This is a genomic window from Thiobacillus thioparus DSM 505 (assembly GCF_000373385.1).
Lineage (GTDB): Bacteria > Pseudomonadota > Gammaproteobacteria > Burkholderiales > Thiobacillaceae > Thiobacillus > Thiobacillus thioparus.
On sequence record NZ_KB891331.1, the window covers coordinates 15,897 to 37,949 of the forward strand.

At 60.8% G+C, this 22,053-nt stretch carries 18 protein-coding genes; 8 read left to right on the plus strand and 10 right to left on the minus strand.

Annotated features, from left to right (window positions below):
* The first annotated feature begins 52 nt into the window (after positions 1-52).
* The 5 genes from ubiE to B058_RS17020 all read left to right on the plus strand — a co-directional run bounded on the left by ubiE (position 53) and on the right by B058_RS17020 (position 5,405).
* Positions 53-787: a bifunctional demethylmenaquinone methyltransferase/2-methoxy-6-polyprenyl-1,4-benzoquinol methylase UbiE gene (gene ubiE, locus B058_RS0113670; protein ID WP_018509055.1), complete on the plus strand. Its 735-nt coding sequence runs from the start codon at positions 53-55 to the stop codon at positions 785-787.
* Positions 784-1,362, plus strand: coding sequence for a ubiquinone biosynthesis accessory factor UbiJ (locus tag B058_RS0113675; RefSeq protein WP_018509056.1), 579 nt, complete (start codon positions 784-786; stop codon positions 1,360-1,362). The genes ubiE and B058_RS0113675 overlap by 4 nt, the downstream gene beginning before the upstream one ends.
* Entirely contained in the window at positions 1,359-2,885 is a 1,527-nt protein-coding gene (ubiB, locus tag B058_RS0113680) for a ubiquinone biosynthesis regulatory protein kinase UbiB (RefSeq protein ID WP_018509057.1), read from the plus strand. The genes B058_RS0113675 and ubiB overlap by 4 nt, the downstream gene beginning before the upstream one ends.
* Positions 2,886-2,894: 9 nt before the next feature.
* On the plus strand, positions 2,895-4,337 hold the full coding sequence (locus B058_RS0113685; RefSeq protein ID WP_018509058.1) for a high affinity choline transporter 1: 1,443 nt from the start codon (positions 2,895-2,897) through the stop codon (positions 4,335-4,337).
* A 264-nt stretch (positions 4,338-4,601) separates the two neighbouring features.
* Entirely contained in the window at positions 4,602-5,405 is an 804-nt protein-coding gene (locus B058_RS17020; protein WP_026240931.1) for a PEP-CTERM sorting domain-containing protein, read from the plus strand.
* 77 nt (positions 5,406-5,482) lie between these two features.
* On the opposite strand, the gene cysC is transcribed toward B058_RS17020, so the two are convergent.
* The 10 genes from cysC to B058_RS0113740 form a co-directional block, all read right to left on the minus strand.
* A complete protein-coding gene (gene cysC, locus B058_RS0113695) occupies positions 5,483-7,111 on the minus strand; it encodes an adenylyl-sulfate kinase (protein ID WP_018509060.1) in 1,629 nt (542 codons plus the stop codon).
* 3 nt (positions 7,112-7,114) lie between these two features.
* Positions 7,115-8,077 (minus strand): acetyltransferase, encoded by a 963-nt coding sequence (locus B058_RS0113700; RefSeq protein ID WP_018509061.1) that lies wholly within the window; start codon positions 8,075-8,077, stop codon positions 7,115-7,117.
* On the minus strand, positions 8,064-10,361 hold the full coding sequence (locus B058_RS0113705; protein WP_026240933.1) for a VanZ family protein: 2,298 nt from the start codon (positions 10,359-10,361) through the stop codon (positions 8,064-8,066). The genes B058_RS0113700 and B058_RS0113705 overlap by 14 nt, the downstream gene beginning before the upstream one ends.
* Complete coding sequence (locus tag B058_RS0113710) at positions 10,358-11,608, minus strand: right-handed parallel beta-helix repeat-containing protein (protein WP_018509063.1); 1,251 nt, start codon at positions 11,606-11,608, stop codon at positions 10,358-10,360. The genes B058_RS0113705 and B058_RS0113710 overlap by 4 nt, the downstream gene beginning before the upstream one ends.
* The gene (locus B058_RS0113715) at positions 11,609-12,160 is read right to left on the minus strand and encodes a shikimate kinase (protein WP_026240934.1); all 552 of its coding nucleotides are present in this window, start codon (positions 12,158-12,160) and stop codon (positions 11,609-11,611) included.
* Positions 12,161-12,275: 115 nt separating this feature from the next.
* Positions 12,276-14,459, minus strand: a complete 2,184-nt coding sequence (locus B058_RS0113720; RefSeq protein ID WP_018509065.1) for a type IV pilus secretin PilQ — start codon at positions 14,457-14,459, stop codon at positions 12,276-12,278.
* A 30-nt stretch (positions 14,460-14,489) separates the two neighbouring features.
* Positions 14,490-14,987, minus strand: coding sequence for a pilus assembly protein PilP (locus B058_RS0113725; protein ID WP_018509066.1), 498 nt, complete (start codon positions 14,985-14,987; stop codon positions 14,490-14,492).
* Positions 14,984-15,604, minus strand: a complete 621-nt coding sequence (locus tag B058_RS0113730) for a type IV pilus inner membrane component PilO (RefSeq protein ID WP_018509067.1) — start codon at positions 15,602-15,604, stop codon at positions 14,984-14,986. The genes B058_RS0113725 and B058_RS0113730 overlap by 4 nt, the downstream gene beginning before the upstream one ends.
* Positions 15,601-16,179 (minus strand): PilN domain-containing protein, encoded by a 579-nt coding sequence (locus tag B058_RS0113735; RefSeq protein ID WP_018509068.1) that lies wholly within the window; start codon positions 16,177-16,179, stop codon positions 15,601-15,603. Before B058_RS0113735 ends, B058_RS0113730 begins: the two co-directional genes overlap by 4 nt.
* Entirely contained in the window at positions 16,176-17,264 is a 1,089-nt protein-coding gene (locus tag B058_RS0113740; RefSeq protein ID WP_018509069.1) for a pilus assembly protein PilM, read from the minus strand. Before B058_RS0113740 ends, B058_RS0113735 begins: the two co-directional genes overlap by 4 nt.
* A gap of 353 nt (positions 17,265-17,617) precedes the next feature.
* Between B058_RS0113740 and B058_RS0113745 the strand changes: the two genes are divergently transcribed.
* From B058_RS0113745 to B058_RS0113755, 3 genes are all read left to right on the plus strand, one after another.
* Entirely contained in the window at positions 17,618-19,996 is a 2,379-nt protein-coding gene (locus B058_RS0113745; RefSeq protein ID WP_018509070.1) for a penicillin-binding protein 1A, read from the plus strand.
* Complete coding sequence (locus tag B058_RS0113750; RefSeq protein ID WP_018509071.1) at positions 19,993-20,568, plus strand: hypothetical protein; 576 nt, start codon at positions 19,993-19,995, stop codon at positions 20,566-20,568. The genes B058_RS0113745 and B058_RS0113750 overlap by 4 nt, the downstream gene beginning before the upstream one ends.
* Before the next feature lie 73 nt (positions 20,569-20,641).
* Positions 20,642-22,036 carry a TIGR03013 family XrtA/PEP-CTERM system glycosyltransferase gene (locus tag B058_RS0113755; protein WP_018509072.1) on the plus strand — a complete coding sequence of 465 codons (1,395 nt, stop codon included), beginning with the start codon at positions 20,642-20,644 and terminating at the stop codon, positions 22,034-22,036.
* The last annotated feature ends 17 nt before the right edge of the window (positions 22,037-22,053 follow it).

Genomic DNA, 22,053 nt, shown 5'->3' on the forward strand with positions numbered 1-22,053 from the left:
CCAGCCTGTGCGCTGGTAGAATCCCTGGCTGACTCCGCTCACCCCCTCTGCCATGGATAAAACCACCCATTTCGGCTACCAGCAGGTCGCCGAATCCGAAAAAGCCGCCAAAGTGGCCGAGGTCTTCCATTCCGTCGCCGCCCAATACGACGTCATGAACGACCTCATGTCGGCCGGCCTGCACCGGCTATGGAAGCGCTTTGCCGTGGCGCAGGCGGGCTTGCGGCCCGGCATGAAGGTGCTCGACGTCGCCGGCGGCACCGCCGACCTCACCCGGCTGTTCCTGAAGGAAGTCGGCGACACCGGCCAAGTGCTGCTCACCGACATCAACTTCTCGATGCTGCGCGAAGGCCGCGACCGCATGCTCAACGAGGGCAGGACGCCACCCGCCATTCAATGCGATGGCGAGCGGCTACCCTTCCCCGACGATTATTTCGACTGCGTATCGGTCGCCTTCGGCCTGCGGAACATGACGCACAAGGATCAGGCGCTGGCCGAGATGAACCGCGTACTGAAACCCGGCGGCCGCCTCCTGGTGCTGGAATTTTCCAAGATATGGAAGCCGCTGGAACCCGCCTACGACCTGTATTCCTTCAAGCTGCTGCCGCTGATGGGCAAGCTGGTCGCCAAGGACGCCGGCAGCTACCAGTACCTGGCCGAATCGATCCGCATGCACCCCGGCCAGAAAGAACTCAAGGCGATGATGGAGACCGCCGGTTTCGCCAAGGTCAGCTATCACAACCTCACTGCCGGTGTCGTCGCACTGCATAAAGGCTTCAAGGTTTGATCGCTGAAAGCCTTTTCGAACGCAGCCTCAACCATCTGTTGCGGCAGTCGCCCGGTACGGCCGAGGCGTTGGTCAGGCACGCCGGTGCGAGCGTGCGCTTCGACCTGGCATTCAAGCAATTCGATTTCCGTATCGCCGACGACGGCTGCTTTTCCGAAGCGGTGGTCGATACCCCCGACGCCGTCATCCGCCCCACCCCCGCGCTCATCGCCCGCCTGCCGTTTTTCGGCCGCGATGCGCTGCGCGACGCCGACTACACCGGCGACCCGGCCCTGCTCGCCACGCTCGACCGCGTCTTCAAGCAACTGGATTGGGATGTCGAGGCCGACCTGGCGCCGTTGGTCGGCGGCATTGCCGCACACAGACTGAACACGATCGGACGCGACGCCCTCGCCGGTATCGCCCGTGCTTTCTCGGCATTGGGCCACAACGCGAGCGAATATCTGGTCGAGGAAGTCGAACTGATGGCGCGGGGCGTCGACGTCACGCGCTTCAACCAGGCGGTCGACGTGTTGGCCGACGACACGGCACGGCTGGATGCCCGGCTGCGGCGGCTGAAAACGCGCGACGCATGAAACTGCTGCGCCTCGCCCGCATTCTCACCATTGGCCTGCGCTACGGGCTGGAAGAGTTCTTTCTCGGCCACGAGCGGGTGCGTCCGCTGCGCTGGCTGGTGCGCGTCACCCTGTTCTGGCGGCCGCTCAACGAACCGCGCGGCGTGCGCCTGCGCCGTGCGCTGGAGGCGCTGGGGCCGATCTTCGTCAAATTCGGCCAGATGCTCTCTACCCGACGCGATCTGGTGCCGCTCGACATTGCCGACGAACTCGCCCAGCTACAGGATCGAGTACCGCCTTTCCCTTCGGCCGAGGCCATTACCGCCCTGGAGGCGACCTATAAAAAACCGCTGGCCGACGTGTTCGCCGAATTCGACGCCACGCCGGTCGCGTCCGCCTCGGTGGCGCAGGTGCATTTCGCCCGCCTGCATGACGGTACCGCCGTCGCGGTGAAGGTACTCCGCCCCGGCATCGCGCCCGTGATCGCGCACGACGTCTCGCTGCTCTATGCCGCCGCCGGCCTGGTGGAGAAACTGTTCGCCGACGGCAAGCGGCTGCGCCCGCGCGAAGTCGTCAGCGAATTCGAGAAACATCTGGGCGATGAGCTCGACCTGATGCGCGAAGCCGCCAACTGCTCGCAGCTACGGCGCAATTTCAAGGATTCGCCGCTGCTGAAGGTGCCCGAGGTGTACTGGGATTACTGCGGTCGCGACGTCATGGTGATGGACCGCATGGACGGCATCCCGGTGAGCCAGATCGGGCGCCTGCGTGAATCCGGCGTCGACATCCCCAAACTCGCCGCCACCGGCGTCGAAATCTTCTTCACCCAGGTGTTTCGCGATGGCTTCTTCCACGCCGACATGCATCCCGGCAATATCCTGGTGCGCCCGGATTCCGAGCAATACATCGCACTGGATTTCGGCATCATGGGCACGCTCACCGAGGTCGACAAGCAGTATCTCGCGCGCAATTTCCTCGCCTTCTTCCGCCGTGATTACAAAGGCGTGGCGCTGGCGCACCTGGAGTCCGGCTGGGTACCTCCCGACACCCGCATCGACGAACTCGAGGCGGCGGTACGCGCGGTGTGCGAGCCGGTATTCGACCGCCCGTTGAAAGACATTTCATTCGGCCGCGTGCTGCTGCAGCTGTTCCAGGCCTCGCGCCGCTTCAATGTGGAAATCCAGCCGCAACTGGTGCTGCTGCAGAAAACCCTGCTCAATATCGAGGGCCTCGGCCGTCAGCTCGACCCCGAACTCGACCTGTGGAAAACCGCCAAGCCCTTCCTGGAACGCTGGATGAACGAGCAGATGGGCTGGCGTGCGCTGGTGAAGAACCTGCAAGCCGAGGCACCGAAGTGGGCGGTGCTGCTGCCGCAACTGCCGCGGCTGGTGCACCACGCTCTGAATGAAAACCGGCTGGCCCAGCTTGAAGCCGGCCTCGCCCTGATGCTGCGGCAACAGCAGACACGCAACCGTTGGCACGGATTCATGGCTGTGCTGATGACCTTCATTACCGCTGGGATACTTATTCTGATTTTCCGCTAGAGACACATCATGCTGATCGGCTTCGTCATCCTCTATCTGGTCATCTCCATCGGCGTCGGCATGTACGCCGCCACGCGCGTTCACACCGCCCGGGACTACGTCGTGGCGGGCCGTCATCTCCCGATCTATATCGTCACGGCCACCGTCTTCGCCACCTGGTTCGGTTCGGAAACCGTCCTCGGCATCCCCGCCACGTTCCTCAACGAAGGCTTGCACGGTATCGTGTCCGATCCCTTCGGCTCTTCGATGTGCCTGATCCTGGTCGGCTTGTTCTTCGCCCGCAACAAGCTCTATCGGATGAATCTCCTCACGCTGACCGACTACTATCGGAAACGCTATGGCCGCAAAGTGGAAGTCATCACAGGCGTGGCCATCATCATTTCCTATCTCGGCTGGGTATCGGCCCAGATGACCGCCCTCGGTCTGGTTTTCAACATCCTGTCCCAGGGCGTCATCACACACACCCAGGGCACCCTCATCGGCGCCGCCATCGTGCTGCTCTACACGCTTTATGGCGGGATGTGGTCGGTGGCGCTGACCGATTTCTTCCAGATGAGCATCATCGTCGTCGGCCTGCTGTACATCCTGTATGTGGCGTCGGACATGGCAGGCGGACTCGGGCATGTGGTCCAGCATGCCGCGCAGAAGGGGCAGTTCAACTTCTGGCCTGAAGCCAACAGCAAGGACATCATCGCCTTCATGGCCGCCTGGATCACCATGATGTTCGGCTCCATCCCTCAGCAGGACGTGTTCCAGCGGGTGATGTCCGCCAAGAGCGAAAATATCGCGGTCGCCGGTTCGATCATGGGTGGCAGCTTTTACTTCTTCTTCGCCTTCGTGCCGCTGACCATCGCCTATTCCGCCACGCTCATCGATCCCGGCCTGGTCTCGGGCCTGCTGGACAAGGATTCGCAGATGATCCTGCCTCAGCTGATCCTCAACCACATGCCCGTCTTCGCCCAGATCATGTTCTTCGGCGCCCTGCTCTCCGCCATCATGAGCACGGCCTCGGGCACCCTGCTGGCGCCCGCCGTCACGTTCTCCGAAAACATCATCAAACCCTATCTGCCACACCACAACGACAAGACCCTGCTCCTGACCATGCGCGTGGTGGTGGTAGGCTTCGCCGCCGTCGTCACGCTGTTTGCCCTGTATTCCAACGCCACCATTTACCAGATGGTGGAAAACGCCTACAAGATCACCCTCGTGGTCGCCTTTGTCCCGCTTGTTTCGGGCCTGTACTGGCCGCGCGCCTGCAAGCAGGGCGCCTACCTTTCCATCGCCCTGGGCCTCGCAGTCTGGCTACCCATGGAAATCTGGCTGCCGGAAGGTACCGCCTTGTTGCCGCCGCAGTTTGCGGGATTTCTCGCGAGCCTGACCGGCATGGTAATCGGCTCGTTCAAGCCGGAGCTTTTCGGGGGCCGCCGCCGCCATCCTCGGCATATGGCATAAGGTCGCCCGCACCAGATGCCCACTATAAACATTCAACAGCCCGTTCCGCGTCGAAAAAGTTTACATATTTAGATTTCCTAGCCATACCGGCATCAGGGAAATGATCATATCAATTTGAAATAAAAGGATTTTATTAAAAAAACTTTCTTTGGCACAAAGAATGCTTTACTCCTTGGCAATTAGATATGCCTCCTGTTTAAGCATATTTAACCTAGTTGCAGCACCATTTTGCGGATCAGTCCACTTCAACCAAGGAGTCACATCATGAAAAAAATAGCTCTGGCCAGCGCCCTCGCCGCTACAGCCTTGTTCGCGGCAGTGAGCGCTAACGCTGCCCCATTGATCGTCAATACTGCGCTGAGCAATATTTCTACTGCTTTTGACAATGTAATCACCGGCACCGGCTCGACAGTTGTTACGTCACAAGTCGTGAACGGTCAAAGCACCTACAACTACATCGACAAGGACGGCAACGCGGCAACTGTCGCTGTTACGCGTACGTCGGGTGGTGCGGCTGCCTTCCCCAGCGGCGGTTATAGCAGCAATGGTATTTCCCTGTCGGGAGATACTTGGGACATCAGCCCTTCTTCCAGCGGCTCTGATCCGATCCCCGGTTTTGGCTCCGGCCTGACCTTCACCTTCAGCTCGCCAGTAAACGCTTTCGGCTTCGAAATCGGCGACTGGGCCACCTGCTGTACGGGTGGCACACGTCCTGCCGCGATTCAGTCAACCTATGGCGTGCCCGCTCAAGGTTCCGGCCTGTGGATTGCCTTCGACGGCGGCGCCGCCACCCTTCCCGCCAATGCATTGACCGCCACTGACAACCCCGGCTATGCAGCAGCACAAAGTTTCACCAACTTCATCGGTGCCATCGATTCGTCCGGCTTCTTCTCGAAGGTCACGTTCTTCGGCGATGGTTTTGGTGAGTTCCTGGTTGCCGGCGGCACCCTGCGTTTTGCCTCGGTTCCCAAAGGCTCGGTTGGTGGGGTCCCCGAACCCGCTTCCCTGGCCCTGCTGGGCATCGGTTTGGCAGGTCTGGCTACCATGCGTCGTCGCAAGGCTGCCTAACCAGCACACTCCCGGCAACAAACAAAACGGCGACCTTAGGGTCGCCGTTTTGTTTGGGTCAGGTGCAACGCGTCGGGTTAACGCAAATATCCCTCATGCTCCAGTTTGAGCAGAATTTGCTGCACCGCTTCATCGATTCCCAGTCCGGTAGTATCAATCGCCAGCTCCGGCTTCTCAGGCACTTCGTAAGGGTCGGACACCCCCGTGAACTCGGGAATCAGACCGGCACGTGCCTTGGCGTACAAGCCTTTGCGGTCGCGCGATTCGCAGGTCTCGATCGGGGTGGCGACGTGGATTTCGATGAAGCCGCCGACCGCCTCGATCATGCTGCGCACATCGCGGCGGGTCTGACGATACGGTGCAATGGGGGCGCAGATGGCGATGCCGCGGTTCTTGGTAATTTCGGACGCGACGAAGCCGATACGACGCACGTTGATATCGCGGTGCGCCTTGGTGAAACCTAATTCGGAGGAAAGATGGCGGCGCACGATATCGCCATCAAGCAGGGTGACGCAACGCCCGCCCATTTCCATCAGGCGTGCCGCCAGCGCGCGCGCCAGGGTGGATTTTCCGGCGCCGGACAGGCCGGTGAAAAACACGGTGAAGCCCTGGCGCTCGCGCGGCGGGCTCTGCCGGTGCAATTCGGCAATCACTTCTGGAAAGCTGTACCAGTCGGGGATTTTCAGCCCGCTCTGCATGCGACGCTGGAATTCCTCGCCACTCAGGGTGAGCAAGCGCGCACCGGCAGGCGCTTCGGGTTCGGGCAAATACTCGGCGCGATCTTCCACGTACACCATGCGCGGATAGGGAATGAGGTGTACCCCGATCTTCCCGGCCAATTCCGTCACGGGCAAGTCGGCGTGCGTATGAACGAGATCTTCACCTCGTCTGCAATCGCCGTCAGACTGATGCTCACCGCCTGCGATCAGCAGGCTGCAGCCGTAGTTGCGCGCAATGATGGCGCGCAGCAGCAGGGCGCGGGCGCTTCCCTCGCGCGGCGGAGCCGGCAACAACGACAACTGGGTCGTGGCCGCCGGGAAGCGTTCGCGGATGGCGAGAAAGCTCCTCACCAGACCGAAATAGGCCGGTGCCTCGGTGATGTCCCCGCCCACCTGGGGATGCAGGAGCAGGTTGGCCTCGTTTTCGATCGCACTTTTCAGACAGAATTCGAATTGCGCGCGATGCATCGGCTGGCGTGCCTGCCAGGACACCACACGGCGCCAGCCGCGCCGCGCAAACAGCACGCGCAATTCGGCCGGGGTGGCACGCAAACCGGAAAAATCAGGATGCGGCGGCAGGGCCGCCCCCTCGATCACCCCGCCCAGATGCCGGATGCCGTCAGTCTCCCATGCATCGCTGACGGTCAATATTGCGAGCATGAAACCTTCACCGTCGCGCAAGGCCACCCGATCTCCCGATTTCAGGTCAGCGGCGGCTTTCTGCTTGCTGGCGAGCGTGACCGGCAGGGGCCAGAACGTGCCATCTTCAAGTTGACTGTCTGTTTCGACGCGCTCGCATTGCGTACGCGTCATGAAGCCAGTGAGCGGTGAGTAGGCGCCGGTCAGCAGCATTTCAAGTTCGCACTGCTGCCGCCAGTCCAGATCGAGTGAAGGCAGGCTCAGGGCTTCCTGCTTGAGGGCCGCACTTTTCGCGGGATCGATCAGGTTGACGAGCGTTCCGCCATAAGGTGCGATCAGTTGATTCACGATTCAGCTCCGGGAAAAGACCGCAAAGAATGTAGCAATAAACCGGCCAACCTCGGCATCAGGCAGATGATTGATGCCGGCCGCTCCTTTGCGCCCGCCGCCAGTGTCGAACTGGCTGCACAGTTCGTCCGCGCCGGACTTGGCAACCAGCGGTGCACGCACGCTGACGACATAACCGCCACCCCGCTTGGCCGTGAGCACGGCATGCGCCTGCGTGGGGGACTCGACTGCCAGTTGGTTGCCGAACACGCCGGAAATCCGCCGCGCCCATTTCTCGGCAGGCAGCATGAAGATGCGCCCGGCAGCACGCGCTTCCGTTGCGTCCAAGGCAACGGCGCGCGTCATGTCCTCCCGGTAGCCGGCCTTCAGCGTTCGATAGGCGGCCGACTCGGCGATGAAAGCGAAGGGATCGGCAAACGGACGCATCTGGCGATACAACTCGGCCGGGTCATAGAACAGATCGTCGAGCGTTTCGCCATAGCCGTTGTAATTGAGGCATTCGCCCAGGGATTGCAGCTGCGCCAACTGTTCGACCGACAGGTTCAGCGGGGCGGCGGCCTGCCGTGCTGCATCGGCAAGGTTGTCGCCAAACGCGGCGGTGACCGCCCACGCCAGATGCCGACCCTGCAAGTACCGGTTCACCAGCAGGCTGGTGCAGACATTGGCGTCGGTATCGATGTGCGGCTCGAAATGGGGATGCGTGGGAATGTCGCCCGGCTGGTGGTGATCGAAGTAGCGCACGACTGCCCCGGCTTCGAGAATCCGGTCCAGCGCTTCACGGTTTTTCGACAGGGCGATGTCGAGCACGGTGATGCGATCGCCTGCGCGGGCCTGGACCCGTTTCAGCAAGCTGATATCGCGCTTGGGTCCGGTCACCAGTTCGGAATCGGCGGGATCAGCGAGGCGCAACTGGTGCAGCGCACAGAGACCGTCGGCGTCGCCGTTGAAAACGTCAATGAGGGGCATGTCGGGTAAGGGCATGAAGCCGTTGAGCGGCGCGAAAGTGCGGCCATTGTATGAAGGCGAGCGTTGCAATGACAAGCACATGCAGCACACTGTAACGTAGCCAGATGACAGGCATCGAGGCGTAATGCTGGCGGTCGGCGCTCAGCAGGAACTGCAGAGCCGAGAATTGCTGGCCATACTTGTCGATTGTGCTGGCGAGTCCGACGTGCAGGAACAAGGCGGCGAGGGGCAACGAAACCAGCACGCCGATCAGACTCAGCATGCGTTGTGCGCCCATTGGAGGCGAAGCGAGCAAGGCAGATGCCAGGAACACAATATAAAGCCAGGCACTCAAGGCCGTAAAAGCCAGCGGCTGCGGCGTAGCCATCAACTCGACAAGGTTGTCAGTGTCCGCCTGTATGACCACACCCCAATAGGCCAGGCCCAAGACCGGAAGCGCCGCCCAGAAATGCAGGGCGCTCAATCGCCGCCCGCGCCAGCGGCGCACGGTTTGCGCAGCCAGATAGATCAACGCACCGGGAATGGCGGCTAGCGCGACCCAGCGCAACCCGAGTTCCCACTGCCCGGGCCAGCCCAACACCGGGCTGCCGGCCAGATCGAAAAGGCTCTCATCCGGCACGGCTGCATCCAGCAATAAAAAAGCGATTGCGCCATACATCAGCAGCCCCAGAGGTAATTGCGCCAGACGGGCCAGGCCGGACACCTGCCGGCGCGCCAGCCACACGGGCCAGACAGCCAGCCAGTAGCACGCCACCGCCAGAAGTAGTGCCGACAGCAAGGCACTATCCTGTCGGAGCAGTTCGCGCACGTTGTACGGCACGAAGGGCGCATGGGCGGCACCCCAGAACAGCAGGCCCATGCCGCCCAGGACAAGCGGCATCTGCCAGCGCATAGGTGTCGCTCGGGGCGCGGCCCGGGATTCTGGCTCCGCGCGCCGTGGCGTGACGGCATGCCGGGGCGCCCGCAAGATGCGGCGTGCCACGCCATAGCCGGCCAGCCCGCCCAGCCAGGCCAGCAGCCAGTCGGTGGTATCGGCGATCTTTTCCGGCAACATCACTTGCCCCAATTCGATGAGCGCAGGCATCCCGACCAGCACCAGCATGGCTACCGCAAACAGCGTGGCCCGCCAGCGCCACGGCTGGCGGGCCACGCCCCATGCCAGCAACCCGCCCAGCGGCGCAAAGAACAGCGTCTTGCGCAACACTTCGGTGATAGCCCGGTATTCGGTGCCGAAGTAATACACCTCGAACGGCACCCGCTGCACAAAATCGAGCCGGTCTTTGATGAACGCGCCGTCGGTACGGAAATCGAAGGGAAACCAGAATACGAACAGCAGCACGATCATCCACCCCGCGGCAAGCGCGAAAGGCAGCCACGTCCCCCACTGCATCGGCGTGCCACCGTGCGCTTCGCGTTTGGCCAGACGCCCGCCGACGGCACTGCCCAGCGCCCCGCCAAGCGAGGCTGTCAGGATGTCGGTCACATCGCTGACACGGGAAAAGACGAACAGCTGCGCGAATTCCAAGCCGGTCGCGGCCGCGAGCGTCATGCCCCATGCACGCCACGTATTGCGTCGTCCGTCGAGCCGCCAGAGCAAGGCCAAAGGCGTCCAGATCAGCGCATCCGTGGCAATTTCATAGACGGCCGTGGCAGGGTCATGCGGCAAATCGCCAAACGGAATCAGCACGACCATGCCGTCCCGCCATTTATGAAAGATCTCGACCAGGCTGATGGTGAGGTCGAGCGGCAGGACGTTGTAAACGACGACGCCTACCAGATAGGTCCAGGCGAGGCGCTCGGCGAGTGCGGCACGGGCATGGTTGCGCTGCCACGACTGCAGCCAGTCGATGAATCGCCTACCTGTCATCCACCATGCCAGCACCCCGATGAAACCGCCCAGCGTTTCGGCGAAGATGTCGTTCTGCGATACCGTGCGCTGCGGGAAAAACAGCTGGGTAAACTCAATGCCGACGCTCAACGCGGTAGCCGCGGGAATCAGCGCCAGCGTGGCGAACAGGTTGTGCAGACGGCCGCTCCCGCCTGTCATGGCGCCCATCCACAGATAGGTCAGCGGAATGAACAGAAGCAGGTTGGCGACCCAGTCGGCACGCGACCCGATCCCGAGCTTGAGAAACGGGATGTCGCCAAACCGGGTCACGGCGACATCCCACGGCAACGCATGAAATTTGAGCGGTACCAGACTGCCATAGATGACAAATACGGTGTAGCCCAGCGCGACCAGCCACAGCAATGCACGCGGAGGGGACTGTGCGCAATCGCTCATGGCCTGCCGGCATCCAGTGTGTGCAGCAACGCAGAAGAAACGCCTGCCCCGGGATACGCCGTCGCCTGCCAGCCCGGATAGGCCACCAGTTCGCGAACCAGATCTTGAGGCAGGCGGTCACCTTGCGGATGCGGTCCCAGCAGGTCCGGCGTCAGGTCCGATACAGCAACGTTCAGTAGATCAGGTCGATAGGCCAAGGCAACGTTGTACGCTGCCTCACCGCCCTGCAAAGGTGTCGCAGCGGCTACTACATTGGCTATCACACGTTGGCGATAGGATGTACCTACGGCATGGTGTACCCGGATGCCCCTACCGGATGCCAACACGGTGTTGGAGAAAATGACCATGTCACGCGGCACCTCATTGTGCGGCTGGATATGGATCGCATCGCCGCCGCCATTGACGAAGACATTGTCGTAGAGCACCACACGTCCCTCCGCCTGCAATAATGCCTCGCTGGGATTGTGCTGGAAGAAATTGCCGTAGACCAGATAGCGGTCCTCGCTGCCCACTCCGGCCAGCGGAAAATGCCCAAGCAGGACGTTGGGACGCGCCTGCGGCCCGGGTAACGCATCCTGCTTGGAAAAGACGTTGTAGCGAATCACCGTGTCGTAGCGACCGGCATGGCCGGCAGGACGGCCGGCCTGATGCTTGATCTGCAGGTTGTAGCCCAGCGTATGCGAAACCCGATTGCCCTCGATCACGCCACTGACGAAAGGATCCGAACCATCGGCGTCGCCAAGGTATAGGCCGGTGCCGACCCGCTCGATACGGTTCCCCCGGATCACCCAGCCGAATGCCGGGCATTTGGTTGAAATGCCCACATTCTGTTGCGATGCGGCATGGTCATGGATGTAGAGATGGTCCAGTGTAATGAAGTCGGCGTAGCGGCTGTGGCCTTCGGCCTTGACCGCATCCACCGGCTGATTACGTCCATCGAGTTCCAGGTGGCGTAATACCAGATGGCGAACGTCGACCAGACTGATCGTATTGGCGCCCGGCCGGCCGAGGAAACGCGGTGGCTCACTAGGCAAGGCCGCCTCGATGACGATAGGCCGGCTGGCTTCGCCGGACAAATTGCGCAAAGGCAAACCCTGCCGGTAATCGCCCGCCTCCAGCAGCAAGCGGTCGCCTGGTTGCAGGCGACGCACATGATCGAGGTAATCCTGCGCATTCGCACGGTAATCCGTTGCGACCGCCGTTCCCGCCAGCAAGCAAAACCACGCTACGCAGACGACGCGCCGCATTCAGTCCGCCGTGTCAGGCAAAGGCAGCCCGCTTTTAAGCAGATCCAGCTTGCCATAGAGCACGCGGATCATGCCTGCCACGCTCTGCCGGCCCGTATCCACCACGATGTCGGCCACTTCACGGTATAGCGGGTCACGTTGCTTGAACAGTTCCCGCAGCCTGGCGAGCGGATTATCGGTTTGCAGCAAAGGGCGGTTGCGGTCGTGCCGCGTACGCTCATACAAATGCTCGGGCATGCCGCGCAAATAAATCACCACTCCGTTTTTCTTCAGATTGTCGCGATTGGCTGCCGACAGAACCGCACCGCCCCCCGTGGCCAGAACAATACCGGACAAGCCCGTCAGTTCGGCGATCGCCGCTTCTTCGCGCTTGCGGAAACCCGCCTCGCCTTCGATCTCGAATATGACCGGAATCTTGACGCCGGTACGCGCCTCGATCTCGTGATCCGAGTCGTAAAAGGGGCATCCATAATGCTTGGCCAGCAACCGCCCCACGGTGGTCTTGCCGGCCCCCATCAACCCGACGAGGTATAGATTGTCTCGCTTGCTCATGGCGCCATTCTAATGGAGCACAGCCCAATGGACAGCAGTGCAAGGGTGAGCGCATGAGAGAAAACCGGACGAAAAAAGCGCGGGGCATGCCCCGCGCTTTGAGGATCAACCGAAATCAGCGTATCGACAGACGATCGTCGAGGATACGCGGCGTAAGGAAAATAATCAGTTCGGTCTTGCTATTCTGCTTGTTCGTAGTCTTGAACAGATTGCCAAATATCGGTACGTCGCCCAGCAGCGGCACCTTTTTCACGCTCGTGCTCTCGTCGCCGTCGAAGATGCCGCCCAGAACCAAGGTCTCGCCGTTGTTCACGCGCACCTGAGTCTTAATCCGCTTCGTGTTGATCGCAGGGTTTCCCTGCACGGACAAAAGGTCGTTCACCGCATCCTTCTGCACCTCGACAGTGAGGATAATCGAGTCGTTGTTGAGAATCTGCGGATCGACCAGCAGGCACAGGAAGGCATCCTTGAACGTTACCGTGGCAGGTGAGCCTAGCGAAGCAGGGGTGATGTACGGAATCTGCGTACCGTTGAGAATTACCGCCGGCTTCTGGTTCGACGTCACCACGCGCGGGTTAGAAATGATCTTGCCGCGGCTGTCGGCTTCCAACGCACGCAACTCCAGGCTCAGCAGGTTGCCATTGGCGAGGTTCAACAGGGACAGCGACAAATCGGCCGCACCTGTTGCGGTTGGCAGATCCTGCCCGCTGCCAATCCCCTCAAGCTGCTGCTTGTCGCCAAAAACATTTCCGACCTTGTTAACCTGCGTGAAGCCCAAACGCGCACCCAGGTCACGGCTCCAGCCATCGGTTGCCACCACGACCCGCGCCTCGATCATGACCTGGCGGGCCGGCACATCCAGACGCGCGAGCAGTTCGCGAACCTCCTGAATCTTGCGCGCCGTATCGGTGATGATGAGCGTATTGGTCTTCAGTTCGTAGGTCGCACGGCCACGCTTGGTAAGTATCTTCTGGTCGCTCCCTCCGGTGCCTTGCTGCGAGGCTTGTGCCGCCGCGCTGGTCAGACCTTGTGCCTGAGCCGAGCAGTTCACAGAGTTGTTGCTTCCAGCAGACCCGGACGAAGTTCCGGACGCACCGTACAGCATCGATTTCGCCTCATCCGCCCGCATGTAGTTGAGCTGGATATATTCGGTGGTCAGGGGCTCCAGGTCTTCAACCGCGTTCTTGGACTCGAACTCCAGTTTCTCTTTGGTCATCAGCTCGTCTTTGGGCGCGATCCAGATCACGTTGCCGTTCTGGCGCTTGTCCAATCCCTTGGTCTGCAGGATGAGGTCGAGCGCCTGATCCCATGGCACATCTTTCAGCCGCAGAGTGAGGTTACCGGTCACGGTGTCGCTGGCGACGATGTTGAGGCCGGTGAAATCGGCGATGACCTGCAGCACCGAGCGCACTTCGACGTTCTGGAAGTTGAGCGAAAGTTTCTCGCCAGTGTATTTCACCTTGCCGTCAGCCGTTTTCTTCTGGGCGTCGTCGCTCTGTTTGACTTCGACGATAAAGCTGTTGTCGGTCTGGTAGGCGGAATATTCCCAGCCGCCCTTGGGCTGGATCACCATGCGCGTGTTGTCGCCCAGGGTATAGGTTTCCACGACCTGCACTGGCGTACCGAAATCCGCCACATCCAGGCGACGTTGCAAGGCCTTGGGCAGGTCGGTGCCGATGAAGTCGACGACGACGCCGTTGGCCTGCTGGCGGATGTTGATCCCTGCCTGTGCATCGGACAGGGTGGTCACGATACGCGCCTCGCCTGCCGCGCCGCGTCGGAAATCGACATCACGAATCGTGTGGCGCGCGCCGTCGGCCGCCGCCTCGGCAAAACGCGGGCTGACATTCACGGGCGCAGCGCTGGCCCCGACATCGCCCAGGGCAATCAGCAGGGATTTGCCGTCCACGCTGGCTTCATACTCAACCGATTTGTTCAGGTTGAGCACCAGACGGGTTCGGGTCCCGGCTTGCACTACATTCACGCTCGACAACGGGCCGAGGTTGGCTTCGACGGTGTTGCGACCAAGCGCATTCCCCGTGTCGGGCAGGTCGAGCGCGATGCGCGGCGGATTGCCGACCGTAAAGCCGGCCGGTGTGGCTACGAGCGCCTTCTTGAGATTGACGCGTACCACAATCTTGCCGCCAGGCAAGGTCGTGGTTTCAACGCTTTGCACAGCATTGCCCGTGGGCGGCGCGTCGGCGGCGCGCACCGCGAACGGCAGCACCAAACCTGTGAATAGGATGAGCCCGAACAGGTGGCGGGTCATTTTCTGGGCAATTTTCGGCAATGCATTCATGTCAGCCTCTTTGAAATTCAGTACTACAAATCATTCCTGCAAATTCAGGGTGCTGGTACGCTCTGACCAATCCCCGGCGCTATCCTGGACAATTTCACGCAGCGTCACTTCGCTATCGCTGATCTGCGTCACGAGGCCGAAATTCTGACCCATGTAATTGCCCTTCTTGATGTGGTAAATCGCATTGTCCGGTGTCTTGATCACCGCCTGGTTTACTCCGTTCTGTGACAACACGCCCACCATTTTCAGCGTCTCAAGCGAGAATGCTTCCAGGGGTTCTTTCGGGCGGGTGAGATCGGGCTGCATCCCGCCGCCGCCGCCGGTAGAGAGCTTTCTCGGCTTGAAGGGATCCGGCAAGTCGAAGGCTGCATAACTGAACGGCTCGTATGCCTTCACCTCAGGCAGCGGATCGATTTTCCCTTGCATGTCCTTGCCGGTTTCGGCGACGAATCGGTGCAGGTCGTCCATGTCGCCGCTGCCGCAGCCGCTCAAACCGGTGATTATCAATACGATGGCCAGGCGCTTCATTTCTTTTGCTCCTTGGCTTTTTGTTTCCGGGCGATGACCTCGTCGTCGTCCAGGTAACGGTAGGTCTTGACGATGGCGTCCATATTCAGCACGCCATCCTTGGCGGGCTCCATGGAAATATCCTGCAGGGTCACGATGCGCGGGAGCTTGGAAACGTCGCTGACGAAGGCGGCAATGTCATGGTAGCCGCCGGTCACTTTGACCTGGATGGGCGTTTCAGCATAGAACTCGGATACGGTCTCGGCTTGGGGCTTAAATAAATCGAACTGCAAGCCGCGCCCCAGGCCTGCCTGGTTGACGTCCGTGATCAGCGCATCCATTTCCTGCTTGTTCGGCAATTGTTTCAACAACGCGCCGAACGCCTGCTCAATGTCGGCCAGCTGCTTTTTGTATGCCTCCAGATTGATGGCCTGATTCTTCTTGGTGGTGAACACGCTGCGCAGCTCGGTTTCCTTCTGCTTCGCGGTATCGAGCGTTTCCATTCCGCCGCGCCAGTCGAACCACCAGCCTGCCAGCACGATCGCCACACACAGGAATGCCAGCGCAACGAGCTTGGTCGGCAGTGGCCAGTCGGCCAGCGTCTTCAGATCGAGTTTATTGAGTTCGTCCAGGGTCATGCCTTGCCCCCCTTGTCATTCGCGCTGTCCGGCTGCTGATGCGTCTGCTTGACGGTCAGCACGAACTCGTTGGCGCGCAGATTGTTCACGGTGGCGGCCTTGATTTCGACCAGCGTGGCCGATTCGAACCAGGGTGAACCGTCGAGATTCCGCATCAACGTGGAAACGCGCGCACTCGACTGGGTATAGCCGCTGATCGTGACGATATCGCCCGCCTGTTTGAAGGACTTGAGATAGAGTCCGTCCGGAAGCAGACGGATCATCTGGTCGAACAAATGGACGACTTCGGTACGGTTGGACTGCAAGGTCTCGACGACCTGTTTGCGTGCCAGCAGTGCCTGCGTCTGTTCGCGGATTTTCTTGATTTCGCCGATCTGGCCGTCGAGCTTGGCGATTTCCTGTTCCAGATAAGCATTGCGGGCTTCCTGGTTGGACTCCCGCGCGGCGATCACGCTATGTCCCAGAACGACAACCAGAACACCCGTCGCAACGGCAATTCCAAGCAGGATATTGAACTGGCGTCGCCGGGCGGCGCGCGCAAGTTCGCGGTGGGGGAGGAGGTTAATGCGGATCATTGTGGGTCAAACCTCCGCATGGCGAGGCCGCAAGCGACGAACAGGGAAGGCGCATCAGCGGTCAATGCCTGGGGCCGGATTTTGGAGCCGACGGCCATGTTGGCAAACGGGTTGACCACCATCGTCGGCGTGCCCGTGCGCTGGGCGACCACTTCGTCGATACCGGGAATCATGGCGCCGCCGCCGGCCAGCAGGATCTGGTCGACCTTGCGATATTGGGTCGAGGTCGTGAAGAGTTGCAGGGCACGGCCGATTTCCATGGCCAGGGTTTCGCTGTAGGGCTGCAGCACTTCCATGTCATAGCTCTCGGGCAGCGTGCCCTTGCGCTTTGCATTTTCGGCCTCTTCGCTGGTCATGCCGTAACGGCGCGAGATCTCGTTGTTGAGCTGATTGCCGCCGAAACCGTGTTCGCGCAGATAGACCGACTCATTGTCGTTGAGGATGTTGATGTGCATGTTCTGTGCACCCACGTCGATGATCGCCACGGTCTGCCCGGCACCGCTATTGGGTAGCAACTGGGCGATCTGTTCGTAGGCGGTCTGCGTGGCATACGATTCGACGTCCATGATCAGCGCCTTCAGACCGGCCGCCTCGACGGCCGCCACGCGATCCTCGACTTTTTCCTTGCGCGCCGCGGCAAGCAGAATCTGCACGTCGTCCGGGCTGCTGGGCGACAGGCCGAGCACCTGGAAATCCAGATTCACCTCATCGAGCGAGAAGGGAATGACCTGATTGGCCTCAGCTTCCACCTGATTCTCCAGGTCGATCCCCTTGAGACTGGCCGGGGCCAGGATCTTCTTGGTGATGACGGCCGACGACGGCAACGCCAGGGCCACATTCTTGATCCGTGTTCCCAGATCCTTCCAGGCGGTCCGCAAAGCATCGGCCACTTGATCGAGATTGGCGATATTGCCGTCTGTCACGGCATCCTTTGGTAAGGGCTCGATGACATAGCGTTCCACCCGCAGCATGCCTTTTCCTGCGTCGGACAACTCCACCAGCTTGACCGCAGTCGTACTGATGTCGAGCCCCAGGATGGGCAGACCCTTGGCAGACAGCCAGTCCAGATTGATATTCAGGTGCAAGAGTTTTCCTTTACACTTCTGTGGGTTGGCGCTTTTTCTTATTATTGTTTTTAGATGCTAGCAACAACACACGGTTTTTAACAGTTTTTTTCTTGCGACAACATTAGAGTTGAACATATGTGTCCAATTTCCAACACCACTAACGCCTATAATCGTCGGAAACTTTAGGCATCACTTGGCAGATTCGAGCAACACCGCCGGAGCATGGGGGTACCCAAGTACACTAGCGCGGCACGTGACGAATCCAAGCGCATAAGAAACAGCGGGTTATCGAGACGGACCCGCCGCCCATCCTTGGGCTCGATATTTGGTACGGTTTTCCAAATGCATGGCGTCTCCAAAGAAGGAACCGGATGTTTTCTAAATGGTGGCATTACGCACTGGCATTGATTGTCAGCCTCGGCGTCGTTGGCACAGCCCTGGCCGGATTGGCTGCAGCCCTGATTTATCCGAATCTGCCGCCGCTCGAAGCACTGACAGACTACAAACCCAAGCTGCCATTGCGCGTCTACACGGCTGACGGCGCCCTGATCGGCGAATTCGGTGAAGAACGTCGGGCTTTTATCGCCATCGACAAAGTTCCGATCTATATGAAGCAGGCGATCATCGCCGCTGAAGACGAGCGCTTCTATGAGCATGGCGGGGTGGATACTCTGGGCGTGCTGCGCGCTGCGGTTTCGAACCTGGTATCCGGCGGCGCCAAGGAAGGCGCCTCGACCATCACCATGCAGGTGGCACGCAACTTCTTCCTGTCGAACGAGAAAACGCTCACCCGCAAGCTGTCCGAAGCCATGCTGGCGATGAAGATCGAGCACAGCCTGTCGAAGGACAAGATCCTTGAGTTGTACCTCAACCAGATTTATCTCGGCCAGCGCGCTTACGGTTTCGAAGCTGCAGCACGTACGTACTTCGGCAAGCCGATGCGCGAATTGTCGCTGGCGGAATTCGCCATGCTTGCAGGCTTGCCGAAAGCACCGTCACGTTACAATCCCGTGGTCAACTTCCCGCGCGCCAAGGCACGTCAGGAATATGTGCTGGGGCGGATGCGTGCACTCAAATTCATTGACCAGCCGACCTGGCAAGCCGCAGTCAAACAGAAACTGGTCATCCGCCAGGCGCGCCAGCAAACGGATGTTTCGGCCGACTACGTCGCCGAAATGGTACGCCAGGCCCTGTTCGAGAAATACGGCGAATCCATCTACAGCTCAGGCTACAAGGCCGTCACCACGCTGCGCCGCGCCCAACAGGCCGCGGCCGACCTCGCGGTATGGCAAGGCATAGCCGACTATGACCAGCGCCACGGCTATCGCGGTCCGGAGAAGGAAATCAGCTTGCCCGCCGATAAGGCCGAGCGCGAAACGGCCATCGCCAGCGCACTGGAAGATCTCGCGCCGGTCAACGACATGCAACCTGCCGTGGTCGTCGGCGTCACCCCCAAACTGATCCGCGCCCGACTGGAAAACGACACAGTGGTCGATATTTCAGGTGCCTCACTCAAATGGGTGGCCAACTGGATGGCAGAAAAGAAAGGTCGGCAGCTCGCCCCCGGGGCGATCGTACGCGTGCAGGCGACGGGCAAACCGCAGCAATGGCGGCTCGCGCAGCTTCCCGAAGTGGAAGCCGCGCTGGTGGCCCTGAACCCGAATGACGGCGCCATCACCGCCTTGGTCGGCGGTTTCGATTTTCACCGCAACAAATTCAATCGCGTGACGCAGGCCTGGCGACAGCCGGGATCGAGCTTCAAGCCGTTCATCTACTCGGCCGCGCTGGAAAAAGGCTATACCCCGGCCACCATGATCGACAACATGCCGTTGACACTCAGCGCCGAAGAGGCCGGCGGCACTGCATGGGAGCCACAGAATTACGACGGCGACACCAGCGGCCCAGTGCGCATGCGCACGGCGCTGACCAAATCGCTCAACCTGGTGTCGGTGCGCATCCTGCAAGGCATCGGTCCGAACTACGCGCGTGACTACATCCGGCGCTTCGGTTTCGATCCCGCCCGCCATCCGCCTTACCTCACCATGGCGCTCGGTGCCGGCAGCGTCACCCCGCTCCAGCTGGCCGCAGCCTACGGCGTCTTCGCCAATGGCGGTTTCAGCGTCAAGCCCTATCTGATCGACAAGGTCTACGACAAGGACGGCCGGCTGCTGATGGAAGCCAAGCCGCAAACGGTGGGGTCGAATGCACCCCGCGTGATCGATCCGCGCAATGCCTGGCTGATGACGAGCATGATGCAGGACGTGGTGCGCTATGGGACAGGTGCACGCGCAGGCCAGCTTGGACGCAGTGACATCGCCGGCAAGACCGGCACGACCAACGATGCACGCGACACCTGGTTCGCCGGTTACACGCCTGGCCTGGTGGCTATCGCCTGGATGGGATACGACCAACCGCGCTCCCTCGGCCGGCACGAAACCGGCGCGCAATCCGCGCTCCCGATCTGGATGGGATTCATGGGCCCGGCGCTGAAAAACATGCCGCAGCAAGGCTGGACCATGCCCAGCGGCATCATCAGCGTGAATATCGATCCGAACACCGGCACGCGTCTGCCCGATACCCTGATAGGCGAATTCCTGGGGCATGTCCTCGGCACAACACCAGGCGGGATGGTCGAACATTTCTACCAGGAATTCCCGCCGCCCGACGCGCCGCCTGCCGGATGGAGCACGGGCACCGAGACGCCAGTGGAGCCCGCCACACCCATGTACGGAACCGGAACGCCACCATGAAACATCAGGATATGCGTCGTCGCATCGCCCATGCAGCGGCACGCATGCTGGCCGAGGACGGCAGCCTCGATTACGGCAGCGCCAAACGCAAGGCAGCGCGTCAGCTTGGCGCGCCCGACAGCGGCAATCTGCCGGACAACCAGCAAATCGAAGAGGCGCTACGCAGCTACCAGGCCATTTACCAGACCGACGAAACCCGGGCGCAACTGACACTGCTGCGACAAACCGCGATCGAATACATGGAGCAACTCGTGGATTTCGACCCGCATCTCACCGGATCGGTACTCAATGGGACAGCCGGCCCGCATGCCGACATCAACCTGCAACTGTTCACCGACCACCAGAAAGACGTCGAATTTCTGCTGATGCGCCTGCCTGCGGCCTATCAAGCCGGCGAATACAGGACCTCGGACACCCCGGGGCGAATTTATCCGCGCTTCATGATCGACGACCCGCGCGCCCGGGTCGACTTGGTCGTCTACCCCGCCGCCGAACTGCGCAACATGAAACGCCTGCAAGCCGATGGCAGCCCCCGTCGCCTGCGCTTGCCACAGGTCAGGACGCTCATTTGATCATTCTCATTGCAGCATGCTCTGGCATGGAAGATGCTCGCTCACCCTCCATGATTCTTATGAGTGAACGGCTGTGATCCGATTTTTCCGGCACTATGTGCCGCTGAATTTATTGCTGCTGGTCTTGATCGAAACGCTGATCCTGGGCGGGTCTATCTACGCCGGGGTAAGCGCCCGCTTCCTTGATGGCAGCATGATTCCGCCTGAGCTCGACCCCCTGTTGCCCAAAGCCCTGACCTTCGCTGTCGTCATGCTGGGGCTGATGACCGCGAGCGGGCTGTACGATCTCGAATGGCAGGGCGGAGTACGTGCCTTGCTGCAGCGCCTGGGCCTGAGTTTCGGACTGGGCCTGGTGACCATGAGCCTGCTGTTCTACTTCTTTCCCGCTTTGCTGGTCGGGCGGGGCGCCTTCCTTCTGTCTTTCGGCCTGGCATTACTGGGTATTCTGCTCAGCCGCGCCCTGTTCATTCGCTGGGCACGCGTTGGCGCGCTCAAGACCCGCGCCCTGGTGATCGACACCGGCAGCCGCGCCGCCCATGTCGAAGCCATGCTGGCCAAGCGTTCCCGCGCCAGCAATGTCCAGGTCATCGGCTATCTGCCGATGGGCGGTAGTCATCATTTCGTCGATCATGCTCGTATTCTCGACACCCAGGAACCCCTTCCCGAACTGGCGCTTCGCCTGCAAATCAGCGAAATCATCCTCGCTGTACGCGACCGCCGCGGCGGCGGCATGCCGGTACAGGACCTGCTCAAATGCAAGCTGTACGGCATACGCATCCTTGAACTGTCCAGCTTCTTCGAACGCGAGAACGGCCATCTGCAACTCGACTCGATGAATGCCAGCTGGATGATCCTGTCCGAGGGATTTCACCAGGGCATGCTGCGTGATACTGCCAAACGCCTGTTCGACCTGCTGGTGAGCGCCGCCATGCTGGTCGTCTGCCTGCCGATCATGGCCCTCACCGCCCTGCTCATCAAGCTGGAAAGCCCGGGGCCAGTGCTCTACCGCCAGGAGCGCGTCGGCCAGGGCTGCCGCAATTTCACCATCCTCAAGTTCCGCAGTATGTGCGTCGATGCCGAGAAAGATGGCAAGCCGCGCTGGGCCGGCCAGAACGACAGCCGCGTGACGCTCACCGGACGTTTCATCCGCCGCACCCGCATCGACGAACTGCCGCAGATATTCAACGTCTTCTTCGGTGACATGAGCTTCGTCGGCCCGCGCCCCGAGCGCCCCTATTTCGTGGCGGACCTGACCCAGAAAATCCCCTATTACGGCGTACGCCACACCGTCAAACCCGGTATCACCGGCTGGGCGCAAGTGCGCTACCCGTACGGCGCGAGCGACGAAGACGCCATGCACAAGCTGCAATACGATCTCTACTACGTCAAGAACCACAGCCTGTTCCTCGATCTCATGATCCTGTTCCAGACCGCGCAAGTCGTGTTGTGGGGAAAGGGCGTGCGCTGAGCGCACGCGCCCGGAAC

Excerpts from the sequence above, each read along its gene's own strand:
- B058_RS0113735 (WP_018509068.1), bottom strand. The coding sequence starts at position 16,179 with ATGATCCGCATTAACCTCCTCCCCCACCGCGAACTTGCGCGCGCCGCC.
- B058_RS0113745 (WP_018509070.1), top strand. The coding sequence starts at position 17,618 with ATGTTTTCTAAATGGTGGCATTACGCACTGGCATTGATTGTCAGCCTC.
- B058_RS0113750 (WP_018509071.1), top strand. The coding sequence starts at position 19,993 with ATGAAACATCAGGATATGCGTCGTCGCATCGCCCATGCAGCGGCACGC.
- B058_RS17020 (WP_026240931.1), top strand. The coding sequence starts at position 4,602 with ATGAAAAAAATAGCTCTGGCCAGCGCCCTCGCCGCTACAGCCTTGTTC.
- B058_RS0113705 (WP_026240933.1), bottom strand. The coding sequence starts at position 10,361 with ATGAGCGATTGCGCACAGTCCCCTCCGCGTGCATTGCTGTGGCTGGTC.
- ubiB (WP_018509057.1), top strand. The coding sequence starts at position 1,359 with ATGAAACTGCTGCGCCTCGCCCGCATTCTCACCATTGGCCTGCGCTAC.
- ubiE (WP_018509055.1), top strand. The coding sequence starts at position 53 with ATGGATAAAACCACCCATTTCGGCTACCAGCAGGTCGCCGAATCCGAA.
- B058_RS0113715 (WP_026240934.1), bottom strand. The coding sequence starts at position 12,160 with ATGAGCAAGCGAGACAATCTATACCTCGTCGGGTTGATGGGGGCCGGC.
- B058_RS0113725 (WP_018509066.1), bottom strand. The coding sequence starts at position 14,987 with ATGAAGCGCCTGGCCATCGTATTGATAATCACCGGTTTGAGCGGCTGC.
- B058_RS0113710 (WP_018509063.1), bottom strand. The coding sequence starts at position 11,608 with ATGCGGCGCGTCGTCTGCGTAGCGTGGTTTTGCTTGCTGGCGGGAACG.
- B058_RS0113685 (WP_018509058.1), top strand. The coding sequence starts at position 2,895 with ATGCTGATCGGCTTCGTCATCCTCTATCTGGTCATCTCCATCGGCGTC.
- B058_RS0113720 (WP_018509065.1), bottom strand. The coding sequence starts at position 14,459 with ATGAATGCATTGCCGAAAATTGCCCAGAAAATGACCCGCCACCTGTTC.
- B058_RS0113700 (WP_018509061.1), bottom strand. The coding sequence starts at position 8,077 with ATGCCCCTCATTGACGTTTTCAACGGCGACGCCGACGGTCTCTGTGCG.
- B058_RS0113730 (WP_018509067.1), bottom strand. The coding sequence starts at position 15,604 with ATGACCCTGGACGAACTCAATAAACTCGATCTGAAGACGCTGGCCGAC.